Genomic DNA, 21252 nt, shown 5'->3' on the forward strand with positions numbered 1-21252 from the left:
CTGTTCAGACCATATCCAACCGAATACCAAAGGAACTCTCATGAGTATTGTAGAAATCAAAGTCCCCGATATCGGCGGACACGAAAATGTAGATATTATTGCCGTGGAAGTCAAAGCCGGCGACACCATCGCGCTGGACGACACCCTGATTACCCTGGAAACCGATAAAGCCACCATGGACGTACCGGCCGATGTCGCCGGCGTGGTGAAAGAAGTGAAGGTAAAAGTGGGCGACAAAGTGTCTGAAGGCGATGTGATTGTGCTGGTGGAAGCCGCCGGTGCTGGCGACGCTGCCGCTCCGGCTGCTGCGCCCAAAGCCGAAGCCGCTCCCGCACCTGCTGCGCCCGCCGCTGCTCCGGCTGCCGCCGCCAATGTTCAGGTAGCCGTGCCCGATATCGGCGGCCACACCGATGTGGACGTGATTGCCGTGGAAGTGAAAGTGGGCGATACCGTGGCTGTGGACGATACCCTGATCACTCTGGAAACCGACAAGGCCACCATGGACGTGCCCAGCACCGCTGCCGGCACCGTTACCGCCGTACACATCAAAGTGGGCGACAAAGTGTCTGAAGGCAGCATCATCATCGACGTGGCCGCCGCCTCTGGTGCACCTGCCGCTGCCGCGCCCGCTGCAGCCGAAGCGCCCAAAGCCGCACCCGCGCCTGCTGCCGCCCCCGCTGCACCTGCCGCTCCGGCCACTGCCGCCTATGGCAGCGCACCCGTGAACGAAGCCGGTTTCGCCAAAGCCCACGCCGGCCCCTCCGCCCGCAAACTGGCGCGCGAACTGGGTGTGGATTTGAGCCTGGTGAAAGGCAGCGGCAACAAAGGCCGCATCACCAAAGACGATATCAAAGCCTTCGTTAAAGCCGCCATGCAGGGCGGTGCAGGCAAGCCTGCAGCTGCCGGTGCTTCTTTGGGCGGCGGCTTGGATTTGCTGCCGTGGCCGAAAGTGGATTTCGCCAAATTCGGCGAAGTCGAAGTGAAAGAGCTCAGCCGCATCAAGAAGATTTCCGGTCAAAACCTGTCGCGCAACTGGGTAATGATTCCGCACGTTACCGTACACGACGAAGCCGACATGACTGAGCTGGAAAACTTCCGCAAACAGCTCAACAAAGAGTGGGAGCGCGAAGGCGTGAAACTCTCGCCCCTGGCCTTCATCATCAAAGCCAGCGTGGCCGCGCTCAAAGCCTTCCCCGAGTTCAACTCTTCGCTCGACGGCGACAACCTGGTGTTGAAAAAATACTTCCATATCGGCTTTGCCGCCGACACCCCCAATGGCTTGGTAGTGCCTGTGATTAAAGATGTGGACAAAAAAGGACTTAAAGAAATCAGCATCGAGCTGGGCGAATTGAGCAAAAAAGCCCGCGAAGGCAAGCTCAAACCGCAGGAAATGCAGGGCGCCTGCTTCACCATTTCCAGCTTGGGCGGCATCGGCGGCACTGGCTTCACCCCGATTGTGAACGCCCCCGAAGTAGCCATCTTGGGCGTGTGCAAATCACAGATGAAACCGGTATGGAACGGCTCCGATTTCGAAGCCCGCCTGATGTGCCCACTCTCCCTGTCGTTCGACCATCGCGTGATCGACGGCGCAGCCGGCATGCGCTTCACCGTGTTCCTGGCCAATCTGCTCAAAGACTTCCGCCGTATTTCCCTGTAAGCGTTTGGGCATGATTAAAAGGCTACCTGAAAGTTTTCAGGTAGCCTTTTTGTTGTTATGGCGTGATGCTGGGGTATTGCTATTTTTAGGTTTCCAGCTTGGAGGAGAGTAGGGCTATTAAGGATCATGGTACAGCAGTTGCAATATCTGCAGGCATATTTGCTCCATTTGCTTTGAGCCATTGATATGGCTAGGCTAGCCCTTAGTAGGATGGCATGTATTAGCCAATAAATTTTCAGGTAGCCTATGGACAGTAGGTTACCTGAAACGTTGTGGCATTTTGGCTGCAATATCCAACAGGTTTAATCGAGTAGCAATCGGTGCAAGATATTTTCGTAAATGGCAGAAAGCCGGGGGATAGCGGCAAGCTCGATGTGTTCGTCGATTTGGTGGATGCTAGCATTTACCGGACCGAGCTCGATAAGTTCGTTGGCAATGGCTTTGATAAAACGGCCGTCCGATGTGCCGCCGCTGGTGGAGAGGGCAGCTTGAATGCTGCACTCTTCAGCAATGGCTGCTTGAGCGGATTGGATGAGACGGCCAGCTTCGGTAATGAAGGGCTGGCCGGAGAGCTGCCATTGGAGGCTGTAGTGCAGATGATGCTTATCTAATATGGCTTTTATCCGGCGTTGCAGGCTTTCAGCATCGGTTTCTGTGGAGAAACGGAAGTTGAATTGAACGAATAGCTCGCCCGGGATGACGTTGGTGGCGCCAGTGCCGGCGTGGATATTGGAAATTTGGAAGCCGGTGGGCGGGAAGTAGGCATTGCCGTTGTCCCAATGTTCGGCAGTGAGCTCGGCTAGAGCGGGCGCGGCAAGGTGAATGGGGTTGGTGGCGAGGTGGGGGTAGGCGATATGGCCTTGTTTGCCATGGATGGTGAGACTACCTGAAAGTGAGCCGCGACGACCGTTTTTGATGGTATCGCCCAGGATGTGTTCCGCGGTAGGCTCGCCGACGATGCAATAGTCGATATGCTCACCGCGTTGGTGTAGGGTTTCAACCACGCGCACGGTGCCATCTTGGCCGTCGCCTTCTTCGTCTGAAGTAATTAGTAGGGCGAGGCTACCTGAAAATTGTGGATGCTGTGCAATAAAGCGTTCGCAGGCAGTAATGAAACAGGCAATGCTAGTTTTCATGTCGGCTGTGCCGCGCCCGTAGAGTTTGCCGTTGCGTTCAGTGGGCTGAAACGGCGGAGATGTCCATGTTTCGGCTGGGCCAGGCGGAACAACGTCGGTATGTCCGGCAAAACACACGAGAGGCGTATTGTTGCCGTGCCGTGCCCACAGGTTTTGTGTACGGCCGAAGGGCATGGGTTCGATAGCAAAGCCAATGGCGCGCAGGCGTTCGGCAATGATCTCTTGGCAGCCATGATCGTCCGGGGTAACGGAGGCTTGGGCGATAAGCTGCTTGGCTAGCTGGAGAGAGGCTGTTTCGGGCATATGGGGAGAATTTGGGATGGATAGTGATGAGGCTGGGTTATAGCGGGTTTGCCGGAATTTGCCAAGTTTCAGGTAGCCTGCAAACTGGGAAAGACTACTTGAAAATGAAACCACACAATTTAAAGCTGTTGATGAAATAGCTTTCAGCGCATTTATTTTTACTGACGAATGAAATAGCTAGCCAATATTGTGCATAAATAGAGAATATTTTCGGCGAAATAGCTTGACTTAAAAAGTAAGCCTAACTATAATCCAAAACTTCAAAGCGCACCCGTAGCTCAGTTGGATAGAGTATCTGGCTACGAACCAGAGGGTCGGGCGTTCGAATCGCTCCGGGTGCGCCATAATTTATCCGCGCCCATCGTCTAGCGGTTAGGACATCGCCCTTTCACGGCGGTAACGGGGGTTCGATTCCCCCTGGGCGTGCCATATTCTTAATAAACCCTTACTAGAAGATAGTAGGGGTTTAATTTTTATCTATAAAAATTAACAGGTTAGTATGTTCGCTATTCTGTTAATTTATCTTTGTGGTTCATCCCCAGTAGTTCGTTTTCTGTTCAGTTTTAGCCACAATCGCATGGGATTTAGATTCAGAGGTTGTATTGGGCAGTTAAATAAAACTCCTCAACATCTCGCTTATACTGCAAAAGCTTTCTTTAATTTATCTGAGAGGGCTTTTATCATGGCTTTAATCAGTAAAAAACAATCTGTATGTGGTTTGCCCAAGTACACCATCATGCAATCAATAGTTTGCCTGTAATTAACCGGGTGATTTCATTTTCGTACAAAACCGCAAGGAGAAGTATGAGCAAACAAAATCGAGATGGAATAGACTGAGTGGTTGACCAATATTCCTTTTGCCAAAGGGTTACTGTGTTATCAAGTAGACAATATGCAGGCGATGTATTGAGTGCCAGAATTGAAAGATTTTAATTGCAGAAAATTATTGATTATTTATTGAGTTAAATTAAAAAGGCTACCTGAAAACGAAGCGAGGCGCAGTTTCTGCAACGCTAAAGTTTTCAGGTAGCCTTTTCTCTATCCTACGGTTTAGGCAGCATTCAAATCGAAGCCGCTATGGCGGAGTAGGGCATCGATGCTGGGGGCGCGGCCGCGGAAGGCTTGGAAGGATTCGGCGGCGCTACGCGATCCGCCCACGGCGAGGATTTCCTGCCAGAAGCGGCGGCCGCATTCGGCTACATTGCCGCTTTCTTCAAATGCGGCGTAGGCATCAGCGCTGAGCACTTCAGCCCAGGCATAGCTGTAGTAGCCGGCCGAGTAGCCGCCGGCGAAGATGTGGCTGAAGCTGTTGGCGAAACGGTTGTAGGCGGGCGGCTGCACCACGGCCACTTCGCGGCGCACGTTGTCCAACACTTGAGCCCAGCGGGAAAGACGGGCGGGATCAGTTTCGCTGTAAATCAGCATATCGAACAAGGCGAATTCCATCTGGCGCACGAGGAACATACCGCGTTGGAAGTTTTTGGCGGCGAGCATTTTGTCGAACAATTCCTGCGGCAGCGGTGCGCCGTTGTCTTCGTGTTCGGACATGCCGCGCAGCACATCGTATTCCCACACGAAGTTTTCCATAAACTGACTGGGCAGCTCCACAGCATCCCATTCCACGCCGTTGATGCCGCTCACGCCCAATTCGTCTACTTGGGTGAGCAGATGGTGCAGGCCGTGGCCGGTTTCGTGGAAAAGGGTGAGGATTTCGTCGTGGGAGAGGCGGGCTTCTTTGCCTGCTGCGGGCGGGGTGAAGTTGCATACCAGATAGGCAGTGGGGCTTTGCAGCTGGCCGTTGGGCAGGCGGCGTCGGCCTTTATAGTCGTTCATCCATGCGCCGCCGCGTTTGCCTTCGCGGGCGTACAAGTCCATATACACGCCGCCGATGTACGCGCCGTTTTGCGAGAGTTCGAAATAGCGCACGTCGGGGTGCCACACGGGCACGGTTTTTTCGGTGAAATCCACGCCGTAGAGCCGTTTGATTTGGGCGAACAGGCCAAGGAGCACTTTGCCCACGGGGAAGTATTTTTTCACTTCGGTTTCGCTGAACGAATATTTGGCCTGGCGCAGTTTTTCGGAGGCATAGGCCAAATCCCAGGGCTGCGGGTTTTCAATGGCGAGGGTGTCGCGGGCGAAGGCCTGCACGGCGGCAAAGTCCTGCTCGGCGAAGGGCTTGGCACGTTTGGCCAAATCGCGTAGGAAATCCAGCACTTGCGCGGGCGAATCGGCCATTTTGGTAGCCAGCGAGAGCTCGGCGAAGTTGGTGTAGCCAAGCAGCTTGGCTTCCTGCAGGGTGATTTCCAGGCGGCGGGTGATGTTGGGGCTGTTGTCGAACCGGCCTTCATTGGAAAGTTCGCTGGCGCGGGTAACGTAGGCGCGGTATACCTCTTCGCGCAGTTCGCGGTTGTCGGCGTATTGCATCACGGCGAGGTAGTGCGGCATTTGCAGGCCGATTTTGTAGCCGCTTTTGCCCTCGGCTTGCGCGGCGGCAGCAAACATGGCCATGGCGTCTTCAGGTAGCCCGGAGAGCGGTTTGGCATTGTCGAAATAGAGGGCGAAGGCATCGGTGGCATCAAGCACGTTTTGCGAGAACTTGGCGGCCAGCTGGGCGCCTTCGGTTTGCAGGGCGGCGAATTCGGCCTGTTTTTCGGGCGGCAGCTCGGCACCGCTGAGTACGAAGTCGCGCAGGTCGTGGTTGAGCTTAGTTTGCTGCGCCGGTCTTAGGGCGGCGAATTCGGGGGAGCTTTTGATGGTTTTGAAGCGTTGGTAAAGCTCGATGTCTTGGCCGATTTCGGTGAAGAATACGGTGATTTCCGGCATCAGCTCGTTATACACGGCGCGCAGTTCAGGGGTGTCGGCCACGGAGTTGAGGTGCGATACCACGCCCCAGATGCGGCCGACGTGTTCGGTGATGTCGGTGAGTTTTTCCACGGTGTTGCCCCAGGTGGCTTCGCTTTGAGCCTTAACGGCGGCAATGCCGGCACGGGCTTCGGCGAGGGCGGATTCGAGTGCGGGGCGGATGTGGGCAGTTTGGATTTGGTCGAAACGCGGCTCTTCGCCAAGTTGGAGCAGGGGATTCACGGGTTGTCCTTTGGATGATGGGGATGATACGGGCAAATAGGGGCGGGGCGGGTTTTCACAAGGGCTGTGGCGGGGTTAATTGGTGTTTTCAGGTAGCCTGGGTTTGAACTGGCTTGAGGCTACCTGAAAATGAACATCCGGTTGTTGTGAGATTTGGCGGGTTGAGGCTGTTACGCTTAGCGATGTGGTTTCAAGTAGCCTTTGCTGATACTGCCTTGGGCGGATGGCTCAATGGGCTGGTTGGTGGGCTTTTAGCAGCCGGTAAAATAGTTCTACTGCTTGGGCGTGCTGCTGCGTGGAAATCGGCTGGGATAGGAAATCCGGCCAATCGATATCGGCAGGACTGAAGCCGCAGACGTAGGCCAGGATCATGTTGGCAAAGCCGGCGGTGGATTCGGCATAGCCCAGTTGTTGGGCAACGAAATCGTGGAAGGGGCGGAGGGTGTCGGGTTCGTCGATATGGTGGCAGCGGGTGGCCATGGTGTAGCCGCTGATGAAGTTCATCAGGCTGGGAAGCGTGGGCGGGTTGATATACATACCGAGCCGGTTTTGCATTTGGAAGAGCAGGGCGGAAAGGGTGGTGGGAGAAGGCATGGTGTGGATTGGGGCTACCTGAAAAGTGGGCATGATTATAGCCAAAGCGCATTTCACCTTCTACCGCGTGAACCAGCCTTTTGGTGCTGTTTGTACTGTATTCGACTTGGTAGGGAAAATCATGGTTTTGGCTATGGCCAAGGTGCCGGTTTCAGGTAGCCTCAAGTTTTCAGGTAGCCTCAGTTGCGGCGTGAATCCGGATAAAAAACTGCCGACCTTTCCATAATATTTGCGGAAGGGTCGGCAGGGTAGGCTACCTGAAAACGTCAGGCGGGCAGCCGGATTATTTGCCGTTTGATTCGGCGGAAGCAGATGCGGCTTCTGCTGCGGCTTGGGCCGGCGTTGCCGCTACGGCCGGAGTGGCTTCGGTGTGCTGCTTGAGGCCGCCGCCGAGGGCTTTATAGAGGTCGGCCAGGTTTTCCAGCATGGAAAGCTGGGTGGCGAGCACGGCGGCATCGGCGGAGTAGCTGCTGCGTTCGGCATCGAGCACTTCCAGCGAGCTGGACACGCCGTGGCGGTAGCGCAGATTAATCAGGCGCAGGCGGTCGTTGTAGGCTTTTTGGGTTTGCACGCGGGCATTGTATTGCTGTTGCAGGGTTTCGCGCGCCACCAGGGCGTTGGATACGTCTTGGAAGGCGGACTGCACGGCTTTTTCATACGCGGCCACGGCCGATTGCTGGCGCAGTTTGGCCACGTCTAGGCTGGCGCGCAGGCTGCCCCAGTTGAAAATGGGCACTTTGATGGTGGGGGAGAACACCCAGGTGCGGTTTATACCGTCGAACAGGCGATTCATTTCGGTACTGCCGGTACCGATGCTGCTGGTGATGCTGATACTGGGGAAGAAGGCGGCACGGGCGGCGCCGATATTGGCATTGGCCTGGCGCAGGTTATGCTCGGCAGCTCGGATATCGGGGCGGTTTTGCAGCAGGTCGGAGGAAAGGCCGGCGGGCAGCTGGGTGATGCGGAATTGCTTGTTCAGCGGCAGGCCGGCGGGCAGATTATTGGGCACGGGCTGGTTGATCAGCACGGCCAGGGCGTTGTGTGCCTGTTCGCGGGCGCGTAGGGCGGCGGCGTAGTCGGCTTTGGCCGATTCAATCAGGGCTTCCATTTCACGCAGATTGACGGCGGAAATCACGCCGGCATTGTGCTGGATTTGGTTGAGCCGGTAGGTTTGCTCGCGGGTTTGCAGCACTCGCTGGGCGAGTTTCATGGATTCTTCAGCGTAGCGTTCGTTGAAATAGGCTTTGGCCACGGCGGAAACCAATGCGAGGTGGGCGGAATCGCGGGCGGCAGTGCTGCTGAAATAGCCTTGCAGTGCGGCTTGGTTGTTGCTGCGGGCTTTGCCGAACAGGTCCAGCTCATAGGAGGCGATGCCGAGGCCTACGCTGTAGGATTCGGCAATGTAGGAGCGGCCGGTGGCGCTCAAATCCTGCGCTACGCGGGCACGTTGGCCGGTGCCGCTGGCATTGATACCTGGCAGGGAGGCGGCACGGGTGATGGCGTATTGGGCACGTACCGCTTCGGCATTCAGGGCGGCCATGCGCAGGTCGGGGTTGTTTTGCAGCGCCAGGGTAATCAGGGATTTGAGGCGCGGGTCGGCAAAGTAATCTTCCCAGCCGGTGTCGGCGGCGCGGCTGCTTTGGCCGGCGGCGGTGTCGTAGCGGAAACCGGCGGGCACGTTTACTTCTGGCTGCTGATAGCGCGGCGCGAGGGTGCAGGCGGAGAGCAGCAGGCTGAAGGCGAGGCTGCCGGCAATCGGTTTTAAAACGGTTGTTCTCATGTGCTTTGTCCTTATGGTTTTCAGGTAGCCTCCAATGCGGCAGAGGCTACCTGAAAACGTTTTACTGGTCGTTATGCAGGTCGCGTTTCTCTTCTTCGTTCAGCCCTTCTTCGGCGGCGGCAACGTAGAGTTCGGCCTGCTCGGGGCTGATGTTGGTGTGGGCGGCGGCCATTTCGGTTTCGTGTTGGGACGGTTTAAACAGTTTGCGTACCAACACGTAGAACAGCGGCACCAGGAACACCGACAGCAACGTACCGACAGACATCCCCCAGAATACGGTGGTGCCGATGGCGCGTTGGCTGGCGGAGCTGGCGCCGGAGGCGATATACAGCGGCACCACGCCCAAGATGAAGGCGAAAGAAGTCATCAGAATCGGGCGGAAGCGCAGGTGGGCGGCGGCCAAGGCCGATTCCATCGCGCTCTTGCCTTGCGCTTGCAGGTCTTTGGCAAATTCGATAATCAGAATCGCGTTTTTCGCGCTCAAGCCGATTACGGTAATCATACCGACCATGAAATAGATGTCGTTGAAGAACACCTCTCGGATGTGGAATACGCCGTTGAACAGGTTGCGGCCGAACACGCCCAGCACCACGCCGAGGAAGCCCAAGGGAGCAACCAGCAGTACGGCCGCGGGAATCGACCAGCTTTCATACAGGGCGGCCAGCACGAGGAAGGTGGCCAGCAATACGAAGCCGTAGAGCATGGTGCGCTGGGAAGAGCCGCTGGCCTGTTGGCGCGATTCGCCTGCCCATTCCACGCTGTAGCCGTCCATCTGCGACACGATGCGTTCTACCTCGGCCATAGCGTCACCGCTGGCGAAGCCGGGTTTGACCGCGCCGCTAATCGACATGGCGGGATAGCCGTTGAAGCGGGTGCTCTGCTCCATGCCGGCTTCCCATGAGGCGCTGACCACAGTGGAAAGCGGTACGGCCACGCCTTGGCCGTTAGGCACGGTCATAGCCAGAATTTGCTCGGCCTGCATACGAGCCTGGGGCACGGCTTGCACATACACTTTTTGCAGGCGGCCGTTATTGGGGAAGTCGTTTACATATGCTCCGCCAAGAGCCGTACCCAAGGTGCTGCGGATAGAAGCCATGCTGATGCCTTGTGCGGCAGCGGCGGCGCGGTCGATGGTGAGCTTGAGCTGCGGTGCGTCTTCCAAGCCGGCGGCACGGGTGTCGCCGAACATCGGGTTTTTGCGCATTTCAGCAATCAGCTGGTTGCGTGCTTCCACCAAGGCTTGGTGGCCGTGGTTGTTGCGGTCTTGCAGGTAGAACTCCAAGCCGCCGTTACCCAGCTCGCGGATGGGAGGCGGATTCACGGCGATGGCGAAACCGTCACGGATCATGCCGCTGGCCATGAAGGCACCGGTCAGTTTTTGAGAAATACTGGCCGCGTCTTCGCCCGAGCCTTTACGTTCGTCCCAGTTTTTCAAAATCACAAAGCCCATGGCCATGTTCTGGCCGCTACCTGAAAAGCTGAAGCCGGATACGGTAAATATATCTTTCACGCCGGGTGTATTTTGAGCAATCTGTTCCACGGCCAGCAGGGTTTTGTCGGTACGCTCTTTGGTGGCGCCAGCAGGCAGCTGGATGCTGACCATCAGGTTGCCTTGGTCTTCCGACGGCAGGAAGGAAGACGGGATACGGGTGTAGAGCAGGCCGGCGGCAGCCACCAGAGCCAAGTACACAATCAACATACGGCCTGCACGGTGTAGCAGGGCGGCCACCCAGCCTTCGTAGCGCTTGTTGCCGGCGGTGAATTTGCGGTTGAACCAGCCGAAGAAGCCCGTTTTTTCCTCGTGATGTCCTTTCTCAATCGGTTTGAGCAATGAAGCGCACAAGGCCGGCGTGAGCGACAGGGCGAGGAAAGCGGAGAAGGCAATGGAGAGTACCATGGTGATGGCAAACTGCTGATAGATTTTGCCGGTGGCACCGCTGAACATGGCCAGCGGTACGAACACGGAAATCAACACGGCGGTAATGCCGACCACGGCGCCGGAGATCTGACCCATGGCCTTATGCGTGGCTTCACGCGGCGGTAGGCCTTCTTCCGACATGATGCGTTCCACGTTTTCCACCACCACGATGGCATCGTCCACCACGATACCGATTACCAGCACCATGGCAAACATAGTCAGCACGTTGATTGACATGCCGAAATAATAGATGCCGGCAAAACCGCCCAAGAGTGAAATCGGCACCACGATGGTAGGGATTAGGGTGTAGCGGATGTTTTGCAGGAACACAAACATCACAATGAACACCAACACCATGGCTTCCACCAAGGTGTGTACCACCTGTTCGATGGAGATTTCCACAAAGGTGGACGTATCGTACGGGGCGCTCCAGGTAACATCACCGGGGAAATACTGCTCCAATTTTGCCATACGTTCTTTTACCAGCGTGGCAGTGGCAGTGGCGTTACCGCTGTTGGACAGCATCACGGCCATACCAACGGTCGGCTTGCCGTTGAGGCGGGTGCTGGTAGAGTAGTCCTCCGAACCCAGCTCGATTTTGGCCACATCGCGCAGATAAACGTTGGCACCGTTTGTGTTGCTGCGCAGGATGATGTTGCCGAACTCTTCCGGCGTGCTGAGCTGGCCGTCGGCGGTGATGGTGGCGGTAATGGTTTGCCCTTGGCTGGCCGGCAGCGAACCGAGCGAGCCAGCGGAAATTTGCACGTTTTGCGCGCTGATGGCGGCGGAAACGTCGGCAAAAGAGAGGTTGAAGTTTTGCAGTTTCTGCGGGTCTACCCAAATACGCATGGCGCGCTCGGCCGCAAACAGACGTACTGCACCCACGCCTTCAACACGCTGCAATTCGGGCACGATGTTGCGTTTGGCGTAGTCGGCCATTTCTTCCAAATCTTGGGTTTGCGAAGAGAGTGCCACCACCATCAGGAAGTTGGAGCGGGATTTGGATACGTTTACGCCGTATTGTTGCACGGTAGCGGGTAGGCTGGACAATACTTCGTTCAGCTTGTTGTTCACTTCTAGCTGCGCCACGTCTTCATCGGTGTCGGGAGTGAAGGTGAGGGTGACGCTACCTGAACCGCTGGAGTTGGCGGAAGTGGACATATAATCCAAGCCTTCCACGCCGTTCATATTGCGTTCTATCACTGCCAACACACTGTCTTCCATCACTTGGGCGGAAGCGCCGGGGTAGGTGGCGGTGAGGTTGAACGTAGGCGCGGCAACAGATGGATATTGCGATACCGGCAGTTTTTGGATGGCCAGTACGCCCGCCAAAATAATAAAGATGGAAATAACCCATGCGAACACGGGTCGGTCAATAAAGAATTTAGCCATTTACGCACGCCCCTTTATTTGGCTTGGGAAGCGGATTGGGCGGCCGGAGTAGAAGCTGCCGCGCCGGATTGGGCCGGAGCAGAAGCGCTGTTGGGCTTGGCCGGAGCGGTAGGCGCGGCGGATTGCTGCGGCTGCGAAGCTTGCCATTCCTGGGTTTTCACTTTTTGTGCCCCCATCATGCCGGCAATCATGGTGCCGTCCATGGCCACTTTGTCGCCGTCTTTCAGCCCGCCGGTAATAATCCAGTTGTTGCCGCTTTGGCCGGCAATGGTTACTTCCTGTTGGCGCATTGAGCCGTCGGCGGCCACGACAACCACGGTGTCTTTCGCACCACGGGTAACAGCACGCTGCGGGATGAGATAGGCACTATTGGCCTGCGCTTGGGGCAGGCGTACGCGCACATACAGGCCGGGCAGCAGGATGTTGTCATCGTTCGGCACTTCCACACGTAGGGAAACCTGGCCGGTGGTTTCGTTTACGGTCGGATCGGTAAACAGCAGTCGGCCTTTTTGCGGGTATTCACTGCCGTCTTCCAGAATAATGGTTACCTCCACCGCGCCGTTTACCGCGCTCATCTGGCCTTCGGCAATCTGGCGGCGCAGTTTCATCACATCCAGCGCAGACTGGGTAACGTTCACATACATCGGATTGGTTTGCTGGATGGTGGCCAACACGGTTGCACCGCCGGCAGTGAGTAATGCACCTTCAGATACGTTGGAGCGGCCGATATAGCCGGAAATCGGCGCGGTGATGCGGGCGTGGTTTACATTTACCTGTGCCGAGCGGATGGCGGCGCGGGCAGCGTTCACATTAGCCACGGCAGAGCGTTGTGCGGCCACAGCAGCATCGTATTCCTGTTTGCTGATGGCATCGGCGGCCACCAAGGGTTGGTAGCGTGCCAAATCGGCATTGGCTTTAGCCTGAGCGGCTTCGGCGGCAGCCAGCTGGGCACGTGCGCTGGCAAGGCCGGCTGAGTAGCTGGCGTCGTCCAGTTGATACAGCGCCTGGCCGGCCTGTACATAACTACCTTCTTGGAACAGGCGGCGTTTGATGATGCCGCTCACCTGCGGGCGCACTTCAGCAGAACGAAAAGATTCCAAGCGGCCGGGCAGCTCAGTGCTGATTGTGGTGTCTTCTGCCTTTACGGTAAGCACGCTTACCACTAATTCTGGTGCCCCTTGTTGCTGCTGCTGTTCGCCTTTACTGCAGGCAGACAGCGCCAATACGGAAGCCACGGCGATTGCGCTCAGCCGAAAGCTTGTTTTCCCTGATATGCTGAAAAGTGTCATTATGATGGCCTTAGATTAAGTTGATGTTTAGTTAATGAATTATGGCTGCTTAGGGCCTGGAAAGGCAAAAGCAGCCGCAGAGAATAAAATAGAATCCTACATACATTGTTGTATGTTGTCTATAGCCGTTTAGGTGGAGAAATGCTAATATGCTAAAAAGCAACATTATTGCGTGGGCAGGCTGCAAGTGAGCTTGAAAGCCTGCTCTAGGCATGACAGAATTAATTAATAAATAAACCAGTTAATGATCTGGAAATAATGATGAGAAAAACAAAAGTTGAAGCGCAGAAAACACGCAACTACCTACTTAAGGCAGCCTTGGATACATTCTATACAAGAGGAGTTAGCCGTTCATCCCTAAACGAAATCGCTCAAACTGCCGGTGTAACACGTGGCGCGCTGTATTGGCATTTCAAAAATAAAGAAGATTTGTTTGAAGGTTTGTTTCAACAAGTATTTGCCGAAATATCGAGCGAGCTGGCGCACGATATAGAAAACCAATCAGCTGATATTTGGGAAAGTTTTGAAGTCGCTACCATTAATTTGTTTCAAAAGCTGGAAGCCGATGAAACCGTAAGGAAGTTTTGCAATATCATCCACTTAAAGTGCGAATATACTGAGCAGAACCATTCTGTAGTAAAAATTATGCGCAGCTATCAGGATATGTGGCAGCGCCAGCTCACTGATGTGCTGACTCTGAGCCTGCAACAGAAAAAGCTGCCGGAAGATTTGAATATTAATTTGGCCGTGATATTTATGATGTCGGTGATTAGCGGGCTGATGAGCATTTGGATGAATATGCCCGAGCAATTCAGCATCGGCAAAACCGCGCCGCAGATCATCCGCACCGCTATGGGTGCATTGCAGCATGCGCCGGCTTTGTGTACCCAATCTTCCAAACCCCTGCCGCTGAGTATGCGGCAACATAAGGCCTAAGATTTCCATACCTCATACAGGCTACCTGAAAACCGTCTGCCAAACGATGCAGAGATTTTCAGGTAGCCTGAAGCCGTTTTATAGCAGGATTTTGCAAGCAGAGCAGCCGTATATACATTGCTGCAAAACAGGCCAATTTGCTGGCAATCCGCTATACAGGCTACCTGAAAACCATCTGCATAAACGGCTCGGCAAGTTTCAGGTAGCCTAAAGCCGTTTATTACCGTTTGCGCTTCTCAAAATCTGCCATATGAAAATCTTGTCTCCCAAGTTAATCTTCTCCCTGCTGCTTATCGGCGCGGCGGCCGGTATTACCGGCATTGTGCTGACGTTGCTGCTGCACACGGTACAGCATTTGGCGTTTGGGTATCCACTGAATATAGAGTTGTCGTATCGCGTGATGGTGGAGGAGAGCTCGCCGCTGCGGCGCTTGACGGTGCTGCTGTTGTGCGGCGGCTTGGTGGGGGTGGGCTGGGTGATGCTGCATCGGCTGGCCTCGCCTTTGGTATCGATTAAAACGGCGGTGGCGAACGGGCAGAGAATGCCTTTGGCAGCCACGCTGATTCATGCGCTGCTGCAGATTGTTACCGTGGGCTTGGGCTCACCGCTGGGGCGTGAAGTGGCGCCGCGTGAAATCAGTGCGGCGTTGGCGGAGCGCTGGGCGGCATCGCGGGGTTTGGATGAGGAAGAGCGTAAAATCTTACTGGCCTGTGCTTCGGGTGCAGGTTTGGCGGCGGTGTACAACGTGCCGTTGGCGGCGGCGGTGTTTGCTTTGGAAACCTTGTTGTTATCGTGGTCGCGCGAGCGGCTGCTGGCGGCGCTGTTGGCTTGCGGCACGGCGGTGTTGGTGGTACGCGCGGCGTTGGGCGATGTGATTCAGTATCCGCTGCTGAATTTCCCTTTGCCGGATGAGTGGTTTAATGCGTGGGCGCTGGCGGCTGCGCCTTTGTTGGCGCTGGGCGTGTGGGCATTTGAACGGAGTATGGACAGGTTACCTGAAATTCCGCGGCGCAAACCGGTGATGGTGTGGGTGGCTTTGCTGTCATTTGCGCTGATCGGGCTAATGGCTTGGTATTTTCCAGAAATTATGGGCAACGGTAAGGCTGGTAATCAGTTGAGTTTTCAGGCTACTTTGGGCTGGCGGCAGGCTTTTGGCCTGCTGGCGGCGAAGTGGGCGGCGCTGTTGTTGGCCACGCTGGCCGGGGCTTACGGTGGGCGGATTACGCCTTCAATGATGCTGGGTGGGCTGATTGCATTTTTAGCGGCCTGCGTTTGGAATGTTTGGCTGCCTGGGGTAGACATAGGCGCTGCGGCATTTGTGGGGGCAACAGTATTTTTGGGTGTGGCACAGAAAATGCCGATTACTGCATTGGTGTTTATGCTGGAATTGTCGTGCCAGTCAACCGCGCTGTGGCTGCCGCTGTGTTTGTGTTTGATGCTGACTTTGCTGGTGTATCGGGCATTACCGATGAAGTAGGCAATTTGAGGGTGGGGCGGATTGAAAGGCTACCTGAAAATAAAACGGCGGTATTGTCATGCCGCTGCCGATTTCTTCCAGCTGCCATAAGCAGGCATAACAAAAGGCTACCTGAAGTTTCAGGTAGCCTTTGCTGTACTGAATAAGCTTAGCGGATATTAGCCTGTTGATAGAGGCGGGCAATTTCCTGCTCGATCAGCAAGTTTTGCAAATCTTGCTGGATTTGCGGTTTCAGTTGGGCAAACGGTGGCACACGAACGGGGCGTTTGGCTTCCATATAGAAGATGGCGAAGATGCCGTTGCTTTCCACCGGGGTTTCGGTGAATTTGCCCTGGCCGAGTGATTTCACGGCGTTATACACCATGGGTGCGCCTTCTTCCAAATCTTTCAGCGGGGTGAAAGTGGGGCTGATGCCACCGTTGGCACGACTTGGCGTGTCGATGGTGTATTGACGGGCCACATCGGTGAAGCGGCGGCCGCGTCGGAGATCGGCTACGGCTTTTTGGGCGTTATCGCGGTTGTTGAGGATGATTTCGCCAAGTTTAACTTCTTGCGTGCCGCGATAGCGGTTGGTGATTTCCTGATAGGCCTGTTGCACCTGGGCGTCGGTTACTGGGTTGGAGCGCAGGATGTGTGCCACCAGGGCTTGGGCGGTTACGTTACCTTCAAAGGTTTCCCAATCTTGGCGGAAGGTGGGTTTGCGGTCTTCGCCACTGGTGCGGGCATCGGTGCGGGCACGTTCAATGATTTGTTTGAATTCGGGGCTTTCGTTTAGGCGCAGGCGGCGTGATTCTTGAATCATCAGTTCGCGGGTAACGAGGCGGCGGGCGATGTTTTCACGCAGCTCTGGAGAGTCGGTTACCTGACCGTTGCTTTGTTCGTTAATAATCTTCACCTGCTGGTCGATCGCGGAGCTGTCGATGCGGGTATTGTTTACGGTTACAACAGTTTGCGCGGCCAGCGGTGCGGCGGCTAAGGCGGTGGTCAGCAGTAGTGCAAGCGAAGTTCGTTTCATGTTGTCGTCCTCAAGTTCAAAATGGTTATAGCCGGATTATAAAGGATTTTACGGCTCGTATTCTTCCGGTGTTTGCGCACGGATGCTCAGTGCGTGGATTTGGGAGGGGTATAAATCGTGCAATGCCTGTTGGATGATACGCTGGCGGGCAACGCGGTTCATACCGGCAAATTGGGCGCTGACGATATGAACCCGGTAATGCCCGCCACCTTGGTTGCCGGCATGGCCGATGTGCAAATGGCTCTCATCGGTTAGTTCAAGCAAACTAGGAGAAAAGGCGGCTTCCAGACGCTGGCGGATGGTTTGCGCGCTCATGCAGGCAGCACTTTCTTAAACGGGCGAATGAGGATTTCGGCATATACGCCGGCTTCTACATAGGGGTCTTGCCCCGCCCATTCTTCAGCTTCGTCTAAAGAGGCAAAGTCGGCTACGATGAGGCTACCTGAAAAGCCGGTTTCGCCCTCGGGCAAGGGGCAGGGACCGGCCAAAACCAGCCGGCCGGCTTCAGCCAGTTTTTCTAGTCTCGCCAAATGGGCGCTGCGGGCAGCTAATCTGGCTTCAGTTGAATCGGCCACATCGGAGGCCATCAGCATGAACAACATAATTCGGTTTCTCTTGATCAATAAATTCGGAAAATTAGGCAAAGGCGTTTGCCGCCGTTTAATCTGTAGATAATTTTGCCTGGCTGCCCGCACCTTGCATCATTCTGTAATCCTGTAATCTGGCAATTTGCAAGTGCGAGATTAGGTCTTTATCTTAAAGCAAATATGGAAATTCTGCACTTAAATATCGTAAAGCTGAGGATGGGGAGTATGTATTGGCAACAGTGTAAACGCATCAGAATATAAATGCAGGGAGTCTATTAAATAATTAAAAATGTTTCATTCCTGTATAGAAAATCGGGTTAAATAGCAGAAATGGCTTGGCATAAATAGGAAATAAACGATATGATACCTGGGTTTAGAGATTTTAATCCGTTGCACAACTGCCGCTTTCAGGCTGAGATTTTGCTTACTTGGCTCTGTATTTTTCTGTTAGTTCAGAAGGTTAGCTGTGCATGACTTTAGGTTGTAAGGGGGATTTGATGTTTTGTAAGCAGTATAAAATGAAGCTGATCGCGGCTTCCCTGGGTTTGGTAGCCTCTGTTGGTGCCCATGCCGCTTTGGGCAGTTTGCAGGTTCAGTCGCGCTTGAACGAGCCGTTTTCCGCCACAGTGGTGGTAACGGGCGATGAGGCGCGCGCTTTGGCTTCAGCCAAACCCACCGTCAACGGTGCTAATCTGCAAGCCACGGTATCGCGGCGAAGCGGTGACCGTGCCGTTATCCATCTGCGTTCCAATGCGCCAATTAAAGAACCGGTGATGACTTTCTGGTTGGGCGTGGGTAATCAAAACCACCAATATACCGCTATGTTGGACCCCCGCGATTATCAGTCTGCCTCCGACAATTCCCGTTCACGCCGTGAGCGCCGTGTTGAGGCCGAACCGAGCCGTCGCCATTCTGCTGAATCTAGGCGGCATCGCCGCGCTGCTGATCGCCGCGAAGCGCCGGTGCAGATTACTGGAGAAAGCTATCAGATTAAAGACGGCGAATTGCTGGTAGATATTGCACAGCGCGTTAAACCGTCTGGTATGACTTTGCGTCAAACCATCAATGCCTTGGTGGCTGCCAACCCCCGTGCGTTCCGCAATGGCAACCCTGATTTGATGTATCGCGGTGCTACCCTTACTATCCCTGACGGCGATACCCTGCGCCGTTTGGCACACAATCCGCCGCGCCGCGTAAGCACCCGTGCACAGGAAGAGCGCCCGGCAGCCGATACTGCTCCAGCACGCCAACAGCCAACAGTGGAAACCCAACCGACTCCGCCGGTTACTCCGCCTGCTCCTCCCGCACCGCCTGTTGAACAGACACAACCTCAGCCGCAACAGCCTGCCCAGCCGCCGGTTCAGCAGCCGCCTCAAGAGCAGCCTGCCGTTCCGCCTATGGTTAGCGACGTGGCTCCTGAAGCGCCGGCTTCTGCCGCGCTGCCCGATATGGGTGCCAGCTTGCCGGAGCAGGCTTCCGATATGATGGTGTCTGAGCCGGTGGTAGAAACACCTCCGGTTGAGGTTGCCCCGCCAGTGGTAGAAACTCCGCCGATGGAAGAAGAGGGCATGGACATCACTCAGATGGCACTCTACGGTGGTGGTGGCCTGCTGGCCTTGGGTGGTTTGGCTTATCTCTTGATGAACCGCCGCCGTAAGACCGCAGCTCCCGCCCGTGGTGATGATCATGCGGATGACGACGATGATGGTCTCTATTTTGAAAGCGTAACCGACCATTCCGATAGCCTTTCCGCTACTCCGGCTGCTCCCGCTGCCGCTGCACCGGTTAGTCAGCCGGCTGCCCCTGCCGCAGCGCAACCTGCAACGGTAAGCGAACAGGATTTGGGCTTGGATTTGAGCCACTTGGACGAACAGCAGCAGCTGGGCAGCACCCCCAGCACGGAAGCTGCCGCCCAGCAGGCTGCAGCCGATGATTGGAGCTGGTTGGAGGAATCCGAACAGCCCTCCGCAGCACCAGTTGCCCCGGCTGCTCCTGCTGCTGCCGAACCTGCTGCTTCGGATGACGAATGGCTGGATTTTGCCGTTGAAGAGCCGGCTGCTCCGGCTCAAGCCCCTGCCCAGCCCGCGCTTGAGGCGCAGGCCGCGCCGGTTGCTCCGGAAGAGTTAGATTGGGTATTGGATGAAACTCCGGTTGCCCAAACCTTCCAAGCAGAAGTCCCGGCTGCTGTTGAAGTGACCGAGCCTGCCCAGCCGGCAGTGCCGGAAATGGACAACACCATTTCCTTCGATGTGCCGAGCTTGGAGACTGAAAGCGTAAGCAGCGTGGCTGAAGAAGCTGCCGTACCTGCCGATGAATCCAATGTGATGGATTTTGATTTGGACTTTGACAGCACACCGGCTGCCCCGGCTCAAGCCGCGCCGTTGGAAGTTAGCCAGCCTGCTTCGGCTTATACTGAGCCGGTTAGCGCTGGTCCGCTGCCGAAAGAGGCGCTGGAAGCCAAATTGGAACTGGCTAAAATGTATCTGGAAATCGACGATGCCAACACCGCCCGCCAGACGCTGATGGAACTGATTAACGAATCAGAAGGCAGCAGCATTCAGGCTGAGGCACAGCAATTGTTGAATGACATCGGCCAGTAATCCGGCCAGCCACAGCAACCCGGGCAGTTCCGCCCGGGTTTTTCTATACGGGGCAGCTGCTTGCCAATGTTATTTTCGTTTTCAGGTAGCCTGCTCAAACGGTATTGAGGCTCCCTGAAAAGAGTAGGCTGGCTTCGGCTCACAGTGATCAGTCAGATGGCAGGCGTAAAACTGCTGTACACAGCACTCTGCTGGCGTAATCATGCCAACCAGCCCAGTTATACCGTTATCTGATTTTCAGGTAGCCTTTCCCAAGCACAGGCTACCTGAAAGCATGGGCTACAGCGAAGCGATGGTGAATTAAACCGGGAATGCTGCTGAGTTGGCTCGCTGCCGCATGATTCATCTTGCCTGCGGCTTGCCACCTTGCCCCATGCTCATTTGAATCCACTATACAACCAAATAACCTCAAGAATATGAACCCATCTTCTATCAAACGCCGCGCCTTGTTTGTCAGTTACGATGGCAGCCGTTTTTTCGGCTGGCAGAAGCAGGCAGACGGCATTGCCACCGTGCAAAGCGCCTTGGAAGCTGCTTTGAGCGAATTGGCGCAGGAACGCATCAGCGTGGTAACGGCCGGGCGCACCGATACCGGCGTGCACGCCACCGCGCAGGTGGTGCATTTCGATTCTGCTGCGCAGCGGCCGGATCAGGCCTGGGTGCGCGGCGTGAATGCGCTGTTGCCCGAAGGCGTGGCCGTGTGGCGGGTGCAGGATGTAGCGCCGGAGTTTCATGCCCGTTTTGATGCCTGCGGGCGGCGGTATCGTTATCTGTTGCAGTCGGCGCCGGTGCGCTCGCCGTTGTTGGTGGGGCGTGCCGGGTGGACGCATTATGCCTTGGATATGGCCGCCATGCGCCAAGCTGCCGCGCTGTTGGTGGGCGAGCACGATTTTTCCAGCTTCCGCGCTGCCGAATGCCAGGCCAAATCGCCGGTGAAAACCCTATACCGCGTAGCTTTGTGCGGCACGCCGGAATTGATGGCGGTGGATTTTCACGGTAATGCGTTTTTGCACCACATGGTGCGCAACCTGATGGGCGCGCTGGTGTATGTGGGCTGTGGTAAATTGAGTGTGGACGGTTTTGCCGGGCTGCTGGCCGCCCGCAGCCGCAAGCTCGCACCGCCCACTTTTATGCCCGACGGGCTGTATCTTACCGGCATCGACTACCCGCCGCAGTTCGGTGTGGTCACACCGCTGCCGCCCGCCTGGCTGTTTCCCGATTGGTAAGGAAAATCAGATGGTTTTAACTTTAATGTTTCGCGAATATTGCAGCCTGTGCCACCAGATGCGCGCTGCCCTGCAGCCGTATCAGGCAGCGTATGGTTTTGAGTTGCAGGTGTTTGATGTAGATGAAGATCCGGAACTGGAAGCGCGGTATAACGAGCTTGTGCCGGTGTTGCTGCATGAGGGCGAGGAAATCTGTCATTGGCATTTGGACGAAGCCAAATTACTGGCGGTGCTGCAAAACGCAAAGGCTACCTGAAA

At 55.6% G+C, this 21252-nt stretch carries 16 protein-coding genes and 2 tRNA genes; 9 read left to right on the forward strand and 9 right to left on the reverse strand.

Going from position 1 to position 21252, the window contains the following annotated elements:
* Positions 1–40: 40 nt before the first annotated feature.
* Positions 41–1657 (forward strand): dihydrolipoyllysine-residue acetyltransferase, encoded by a 1617-nt coding sequence (aceF, locus tag HMPREF2796_RS03265; RefSeq protein WP_070630922.1) that lies wholly within the window; start codon positions 41–43, stop codon positions 1655–1657.
* Positions 1658–1959: 302 nt separating this feature from the next.
* Here aceF and dapE read toward each other — a convergent pair whose 3' ends face one another.
* Complete coding sequence (dapE, locus tag HMPREF2796_RS03270; protein ID WP_070630923.1) at positions 1960–3096, reverse strand: succinyl-diaminopimelate desuccinylase; 1137 nt, start codon at positions 3094–3096, stop codon at positions 1960–1962.
* Positions 3097–3363: 267 nt separating this feature from the next.
* Between dapE and HMPREF2796_RS03275 the strand changes: the two genes are divergently transcribed.
* Both HMPREF2796_RS03275 and HMPREF2796_RS03280 read left to right on the forward strand, forming a co-directional pair.
* Positions 3364–3440: transfer RNA gene (locus HMPREF2796_RS03275), tRNA-Arg, on the forward strand.
* Positions 3441–3450: 10 nt separating this feature from the next.
* A tRNA-Glu gene (locus HMPREF2796_RS03280) sits at positions 3451–3525 on the forward strand.
* Between the two features lie 621 nt (positions 3526–4146).
* Here HMPREF2796_RS03280 and HMPREF2796_RS03285 read toward each other — a convergent pair.
* Together HMPREF2796_RS03285 and HMPREF2796_RS03290 are read right to left on the reverse strand one after the other, a co-directional pair.
* Positions 4147–6180: a M3 family metallopeptidase gene (locus tag HMPREF2796_RS03285; protein ID WP_070630926.1), complete on the reverse strand. Its 2034-nt coding sequence runs from the start codon at positions 6178–6180 to the stop codon at positions 4147–4149.
* A gap of 228 nt (positions 6181–6408) precedes the next feature.
* Positions 6409–6807 carry a hypothetical protein gene (locus tag HMPREF2796_RS03290; protein WP_070542027.1) on the reverse strand — a complete coding sequence of 133 codons (399 nt, stop codon included), beginning with the start codon at positions 6805–6807 and terminating at the stop codon, positions 6409–6411.
* On the opposite strand from HMPREF2796_RS03290, the gene HMPREF2796_RS03295 reads away from it, so the two are divergent.
* The gene (locus HMPREF2796_RS03295; protein ID WP_003824293.1) at positions 6806–7000 is read left to right on the forward strand and encodes a hypothetical protein; all 195 of its coding nucleotides are present in this window, start codon (positions 6806–6808) and stop codon (positions 6998–7000) included. The genes HMPREF2796_RS03290 and HMPREF2796_RS03295 overlap by 2 nt on opposite strands.
* Before the next feature lie 57 nt (positions 7001–7057).
* Here the strand turns inward: HMPREF2796_RS03295 and HMPREF2796_RS03300 are convergent, their stop codons facing one another.
* From HMPREF2796_RS03300 to HMPREF2796_RS03310, 3 genes are all read right to left on the reverse strand, one after another.
* Complete coding sequence (locus tag HMPREF2796_RS03300; protein ID WP_070630928.1) at positions 7058–8554, reverse strand: efflux transporter outer membrane subunit; 1497 nt, start codon at positions 8552–8554, stop codon at positions 7058–7060.
* Positions 8555–8615: 61 nt separating this feature from the next.
* Positions 8616–11864 carry an efflux RND transporter permease subunit gene (locus HMPREF2796_RS03305; RefSeq protein ID WP_070630929.1) on the reverse strand — a complete coding sequence of 1083 codons (3249 nt, stop codon included), beginning with the start codon at positions 11862–11864 and terminating at the stop codon, positions 8616–8618.
* 14 nt (positions 11865–11878) lie between these two features.
* Positions 11879–13153: an efflux RND transporter periplasmic adaptor subunit gene (locus HMPREF2796_RS03310; protein ID WP_070630931.1), complete on the reverse strand. Its 1275-nt coding sequence runs from the start codon at positions 13151–13153 to the stop codon at positions 11879–11881.
* 261 nt (positions 13154–13414) lie between these two features.
* Between HMPREF2796_RS03310 and HMPREF2796_RS03315 the strand changes: the two genes are divergently transcribed.
* Together HMPREF2796_RS03315 and HMPREF2796_RS03320 are read left to right on the forward strand one after the other, a co-directional pair.
* Positions 13415–14089, forward strand: coding sequence for a multidrug efflux system transcriptional repressor MtrR (locus HMPREF2796_RS03315; RefSeq protein WP_070630934.1), 675 nt, complete (start codon positions 13415–13417; stop codon positions 14087–14089).
* 250 nt (positions 14090–14339) lie between these two features.
* Positions 14340–15566 (forward strand): chloride channel protein, encoded by a 1227-nt coding sequence (locus HMPREF2796_RS03320; RefSeq protein WP_083308632.1) that lies wholly within the window; start codon positions 14340–14342, stop codon positions 15564–15566.
* Positions 15567–15714: 148 nt separating this feature from the next.
* On the opposite strand, the gene HMPREF2796_RS03325 is transcribed toward HMPREF2796_RS03320, so the two are convergent.
* The 3 genes from HMPREF2796_RS03325 to HMPREF2796_RS03335 are packed head-to-tail and all read right to left on the reverse strand — an operon-like array spanning position 15715 to position 17186.
* Positions 15715–16581: a peptidyl-prolyl cis-trans isomerase gene (locus tag HMPREF2796_RS03325; RefSeq protein WP_070630935.1), complete on the reverse strand. Its 867-nt coding sequence runs from the start codon at positions 16579–16581 to the stop codon at positions 15715–15717.
* 48 nt (positions 16582–16629) lie between these two features.
* Positions 16630–16896: a BolA family protein gene (locus HMPREF2796_RS03330; protein WP_070630937.1), complete on the reverse strand. Its 267-nt coding sequence runs from the start codon at positions 16894–16896 to the stop codon at positions 16630–16632.
* Positions 16893–17186, reverse strand: a complete 294-nt coding sequence (locus HMPREF2796_RS03335) for a YciI family protein (protein WP_179209346.1) — start codon at positions 17184–17186, stop codon at positions 16893–16895. Before HMPREF2796_RS03335 ends, HMPREF2796_RS03330 begins: the two co-directional genes overlap by 4 nt.
* 500 nt (positions 17187–17686) lie before the next feature.
* Between HMPREF2796_RS03335 and HMPREF2796_RS03340 the strand changes: the two genes are divergently transcribed.
* From HMPREF2796_RS03340 to HMPREF2796_RS03350, 3 genes are all read left to right on the forward strand, one after another.
* A complete protein-coding gene (locus HMPREF2796_RS03340; RefSeq protein WP_070630939.1) occupies positions 17687–19768 on the forward strand; it encodes a FimV/HubP family polar landmark protein in 2082 nt (693 codons plus the stop codon).
* 416 nt (positions 19769–20184) lie between these two features.
* A complete protein-coding gene (truA, locus tag HMPREF2796_RS03345; protein ID WP_070630941.1) occupies positions 20185–20994 on the forward strand; it encodes a tRNA pseudouridine(38-40) synthase TruA in 810 nt (269 codons plus the stop codon).
* A 10-nt stretch (positions 20995–21004) separates the two neighbouring features.
* Positions 21005–21250, forward strand: a complete 246-nt coding sequence (locus tag HMPREF2796_RS03350; protein ID WP_070630943.1) for a glutaredoxin family protein — start codon at positions 21005–21007, stop codon at positions 21248–21250.
* The last annotated feature ends 2 nt before the right edge of the window (positions 21251–21252 follow it).

Origin of the sequence: Eikenella sp. HMSC071B05, from assembly GCF_001811325.1 — a bacterium.
Classification (GTDB): Bacteria; Pseudomonadota; Gammaproteobacteria; order Burkholderiales; family Neisseriaceae; genus Eikenella; species Eikenella corrodens.

What these genes read in the sequence shown, in the direction of transcription:
- aceF (WP_070630922.1), top strand. Translation starts at nt 41, where the DNA reads ATGAGTATTGTAGAAATCAAAGTCCCCGATATCGGCGGACACGAAAAT.
- dapE (WP_070630923.1), bottom strand. Translation starts at nt 3,096, where the DNA reads ATGCCCGAAACAGCCTCTCTCCAGCTAGCCAAGCAGCTTATCGCCCAA.
- HMPREF2796_RS03295 (WP_003824293.1), top strand. Translation starts at nt 6,806, where the DNA reads ATGATTATAGCCAAAGCGCATTTCACCTTCTACCGCGTGAACCAGCCT.
- HMPREF2796_RS03290 (WP_070542027.1), bottom strand. Translation starts at nt 6,807, where the DNA reads ATGCCCACTTTTCAGGTAGCCCCAATCCACACCATGCCTTCTCCCACC.
- HMPREF2796_RS03300 (WP_070630928.1), bottom strand. Translation starts at nt 8,554, where the DNA reads ATGAGAACAACCGTTTTAAAACCGATTGCCGGCAGCCTCGCCTTCAGC.
- HMPREF2796_RS03305 (WP_070630929.1), bottom strand. Translation starts at nt 11,864, where the DNA reads ATGGCTAAATTCTTTATTGACCGACCCGTGTTCGCATGGGTTATTTCC.
- HMPREF2796_RS03310 (WP_070630931.1), bottom strand. Translation starts at nt 13,153, where the DNA reads ATGACACTTTTCAGCATATCAGGGAAAACAAGCTTTCGGCTGAGCGCA.
- HMPREF2796_RS03315 (WP_070630934.1), top strand. Translation starts at nt 13,415, where the DNA reads ATGAGAAAAACAAAAGTTGAAGCGCAGAAAACACGCAACTACCTACTT.
- HMPREF2796_RS03320 (WP_083308632.1), top strand. Translation starts at nt 14,340, where the DNA reads ATGAAAATCTTGTCTCCCAAGTTAATCTTCTCCCTGCTGCTTATCGGC.
- HMPREF2796_RS03325 (WP_070630935.1), bottom strand. Translation starts at nt 16,581, where the DNA reads ATGAAACGAACTTCGCTTGCACTACTGCTGACCACCGCCTTAGCCGCC.
- HMPREF2796_RS03330 (WP_070630937.1), bottom strand. Translation starts at nt 16,896, where the DNA reads ATGAGCGCGCAAACCATCCGCCAGCGTCTGGAAGCCGCCTTTTCTCCT.
- HMPREF2796_RS03340 (WP_070630939.1), top strand. Translation starts at nt 17,687, where the DNA reads ATGAAGCTGATCGCGGCTTCCCTGGGTTTGGTAGCCTCTGTTGGTGCC.
- truA (WP_070630941.1), top strand. Translation starts at nt 20,185, where the DNA reads ATGAACCCATCTTCTATCAAACGCCGCGCCTTGTTTGTCAGTTACGAT.
- HMPREF2796_RS03350 (WP_070630943.1), top strand. Translation starts at nt 21,005, where the DNA reads ATGGTTTTAACTTTAATGTTTCGCGAATATTGCAGCCTGTGCCACCAG.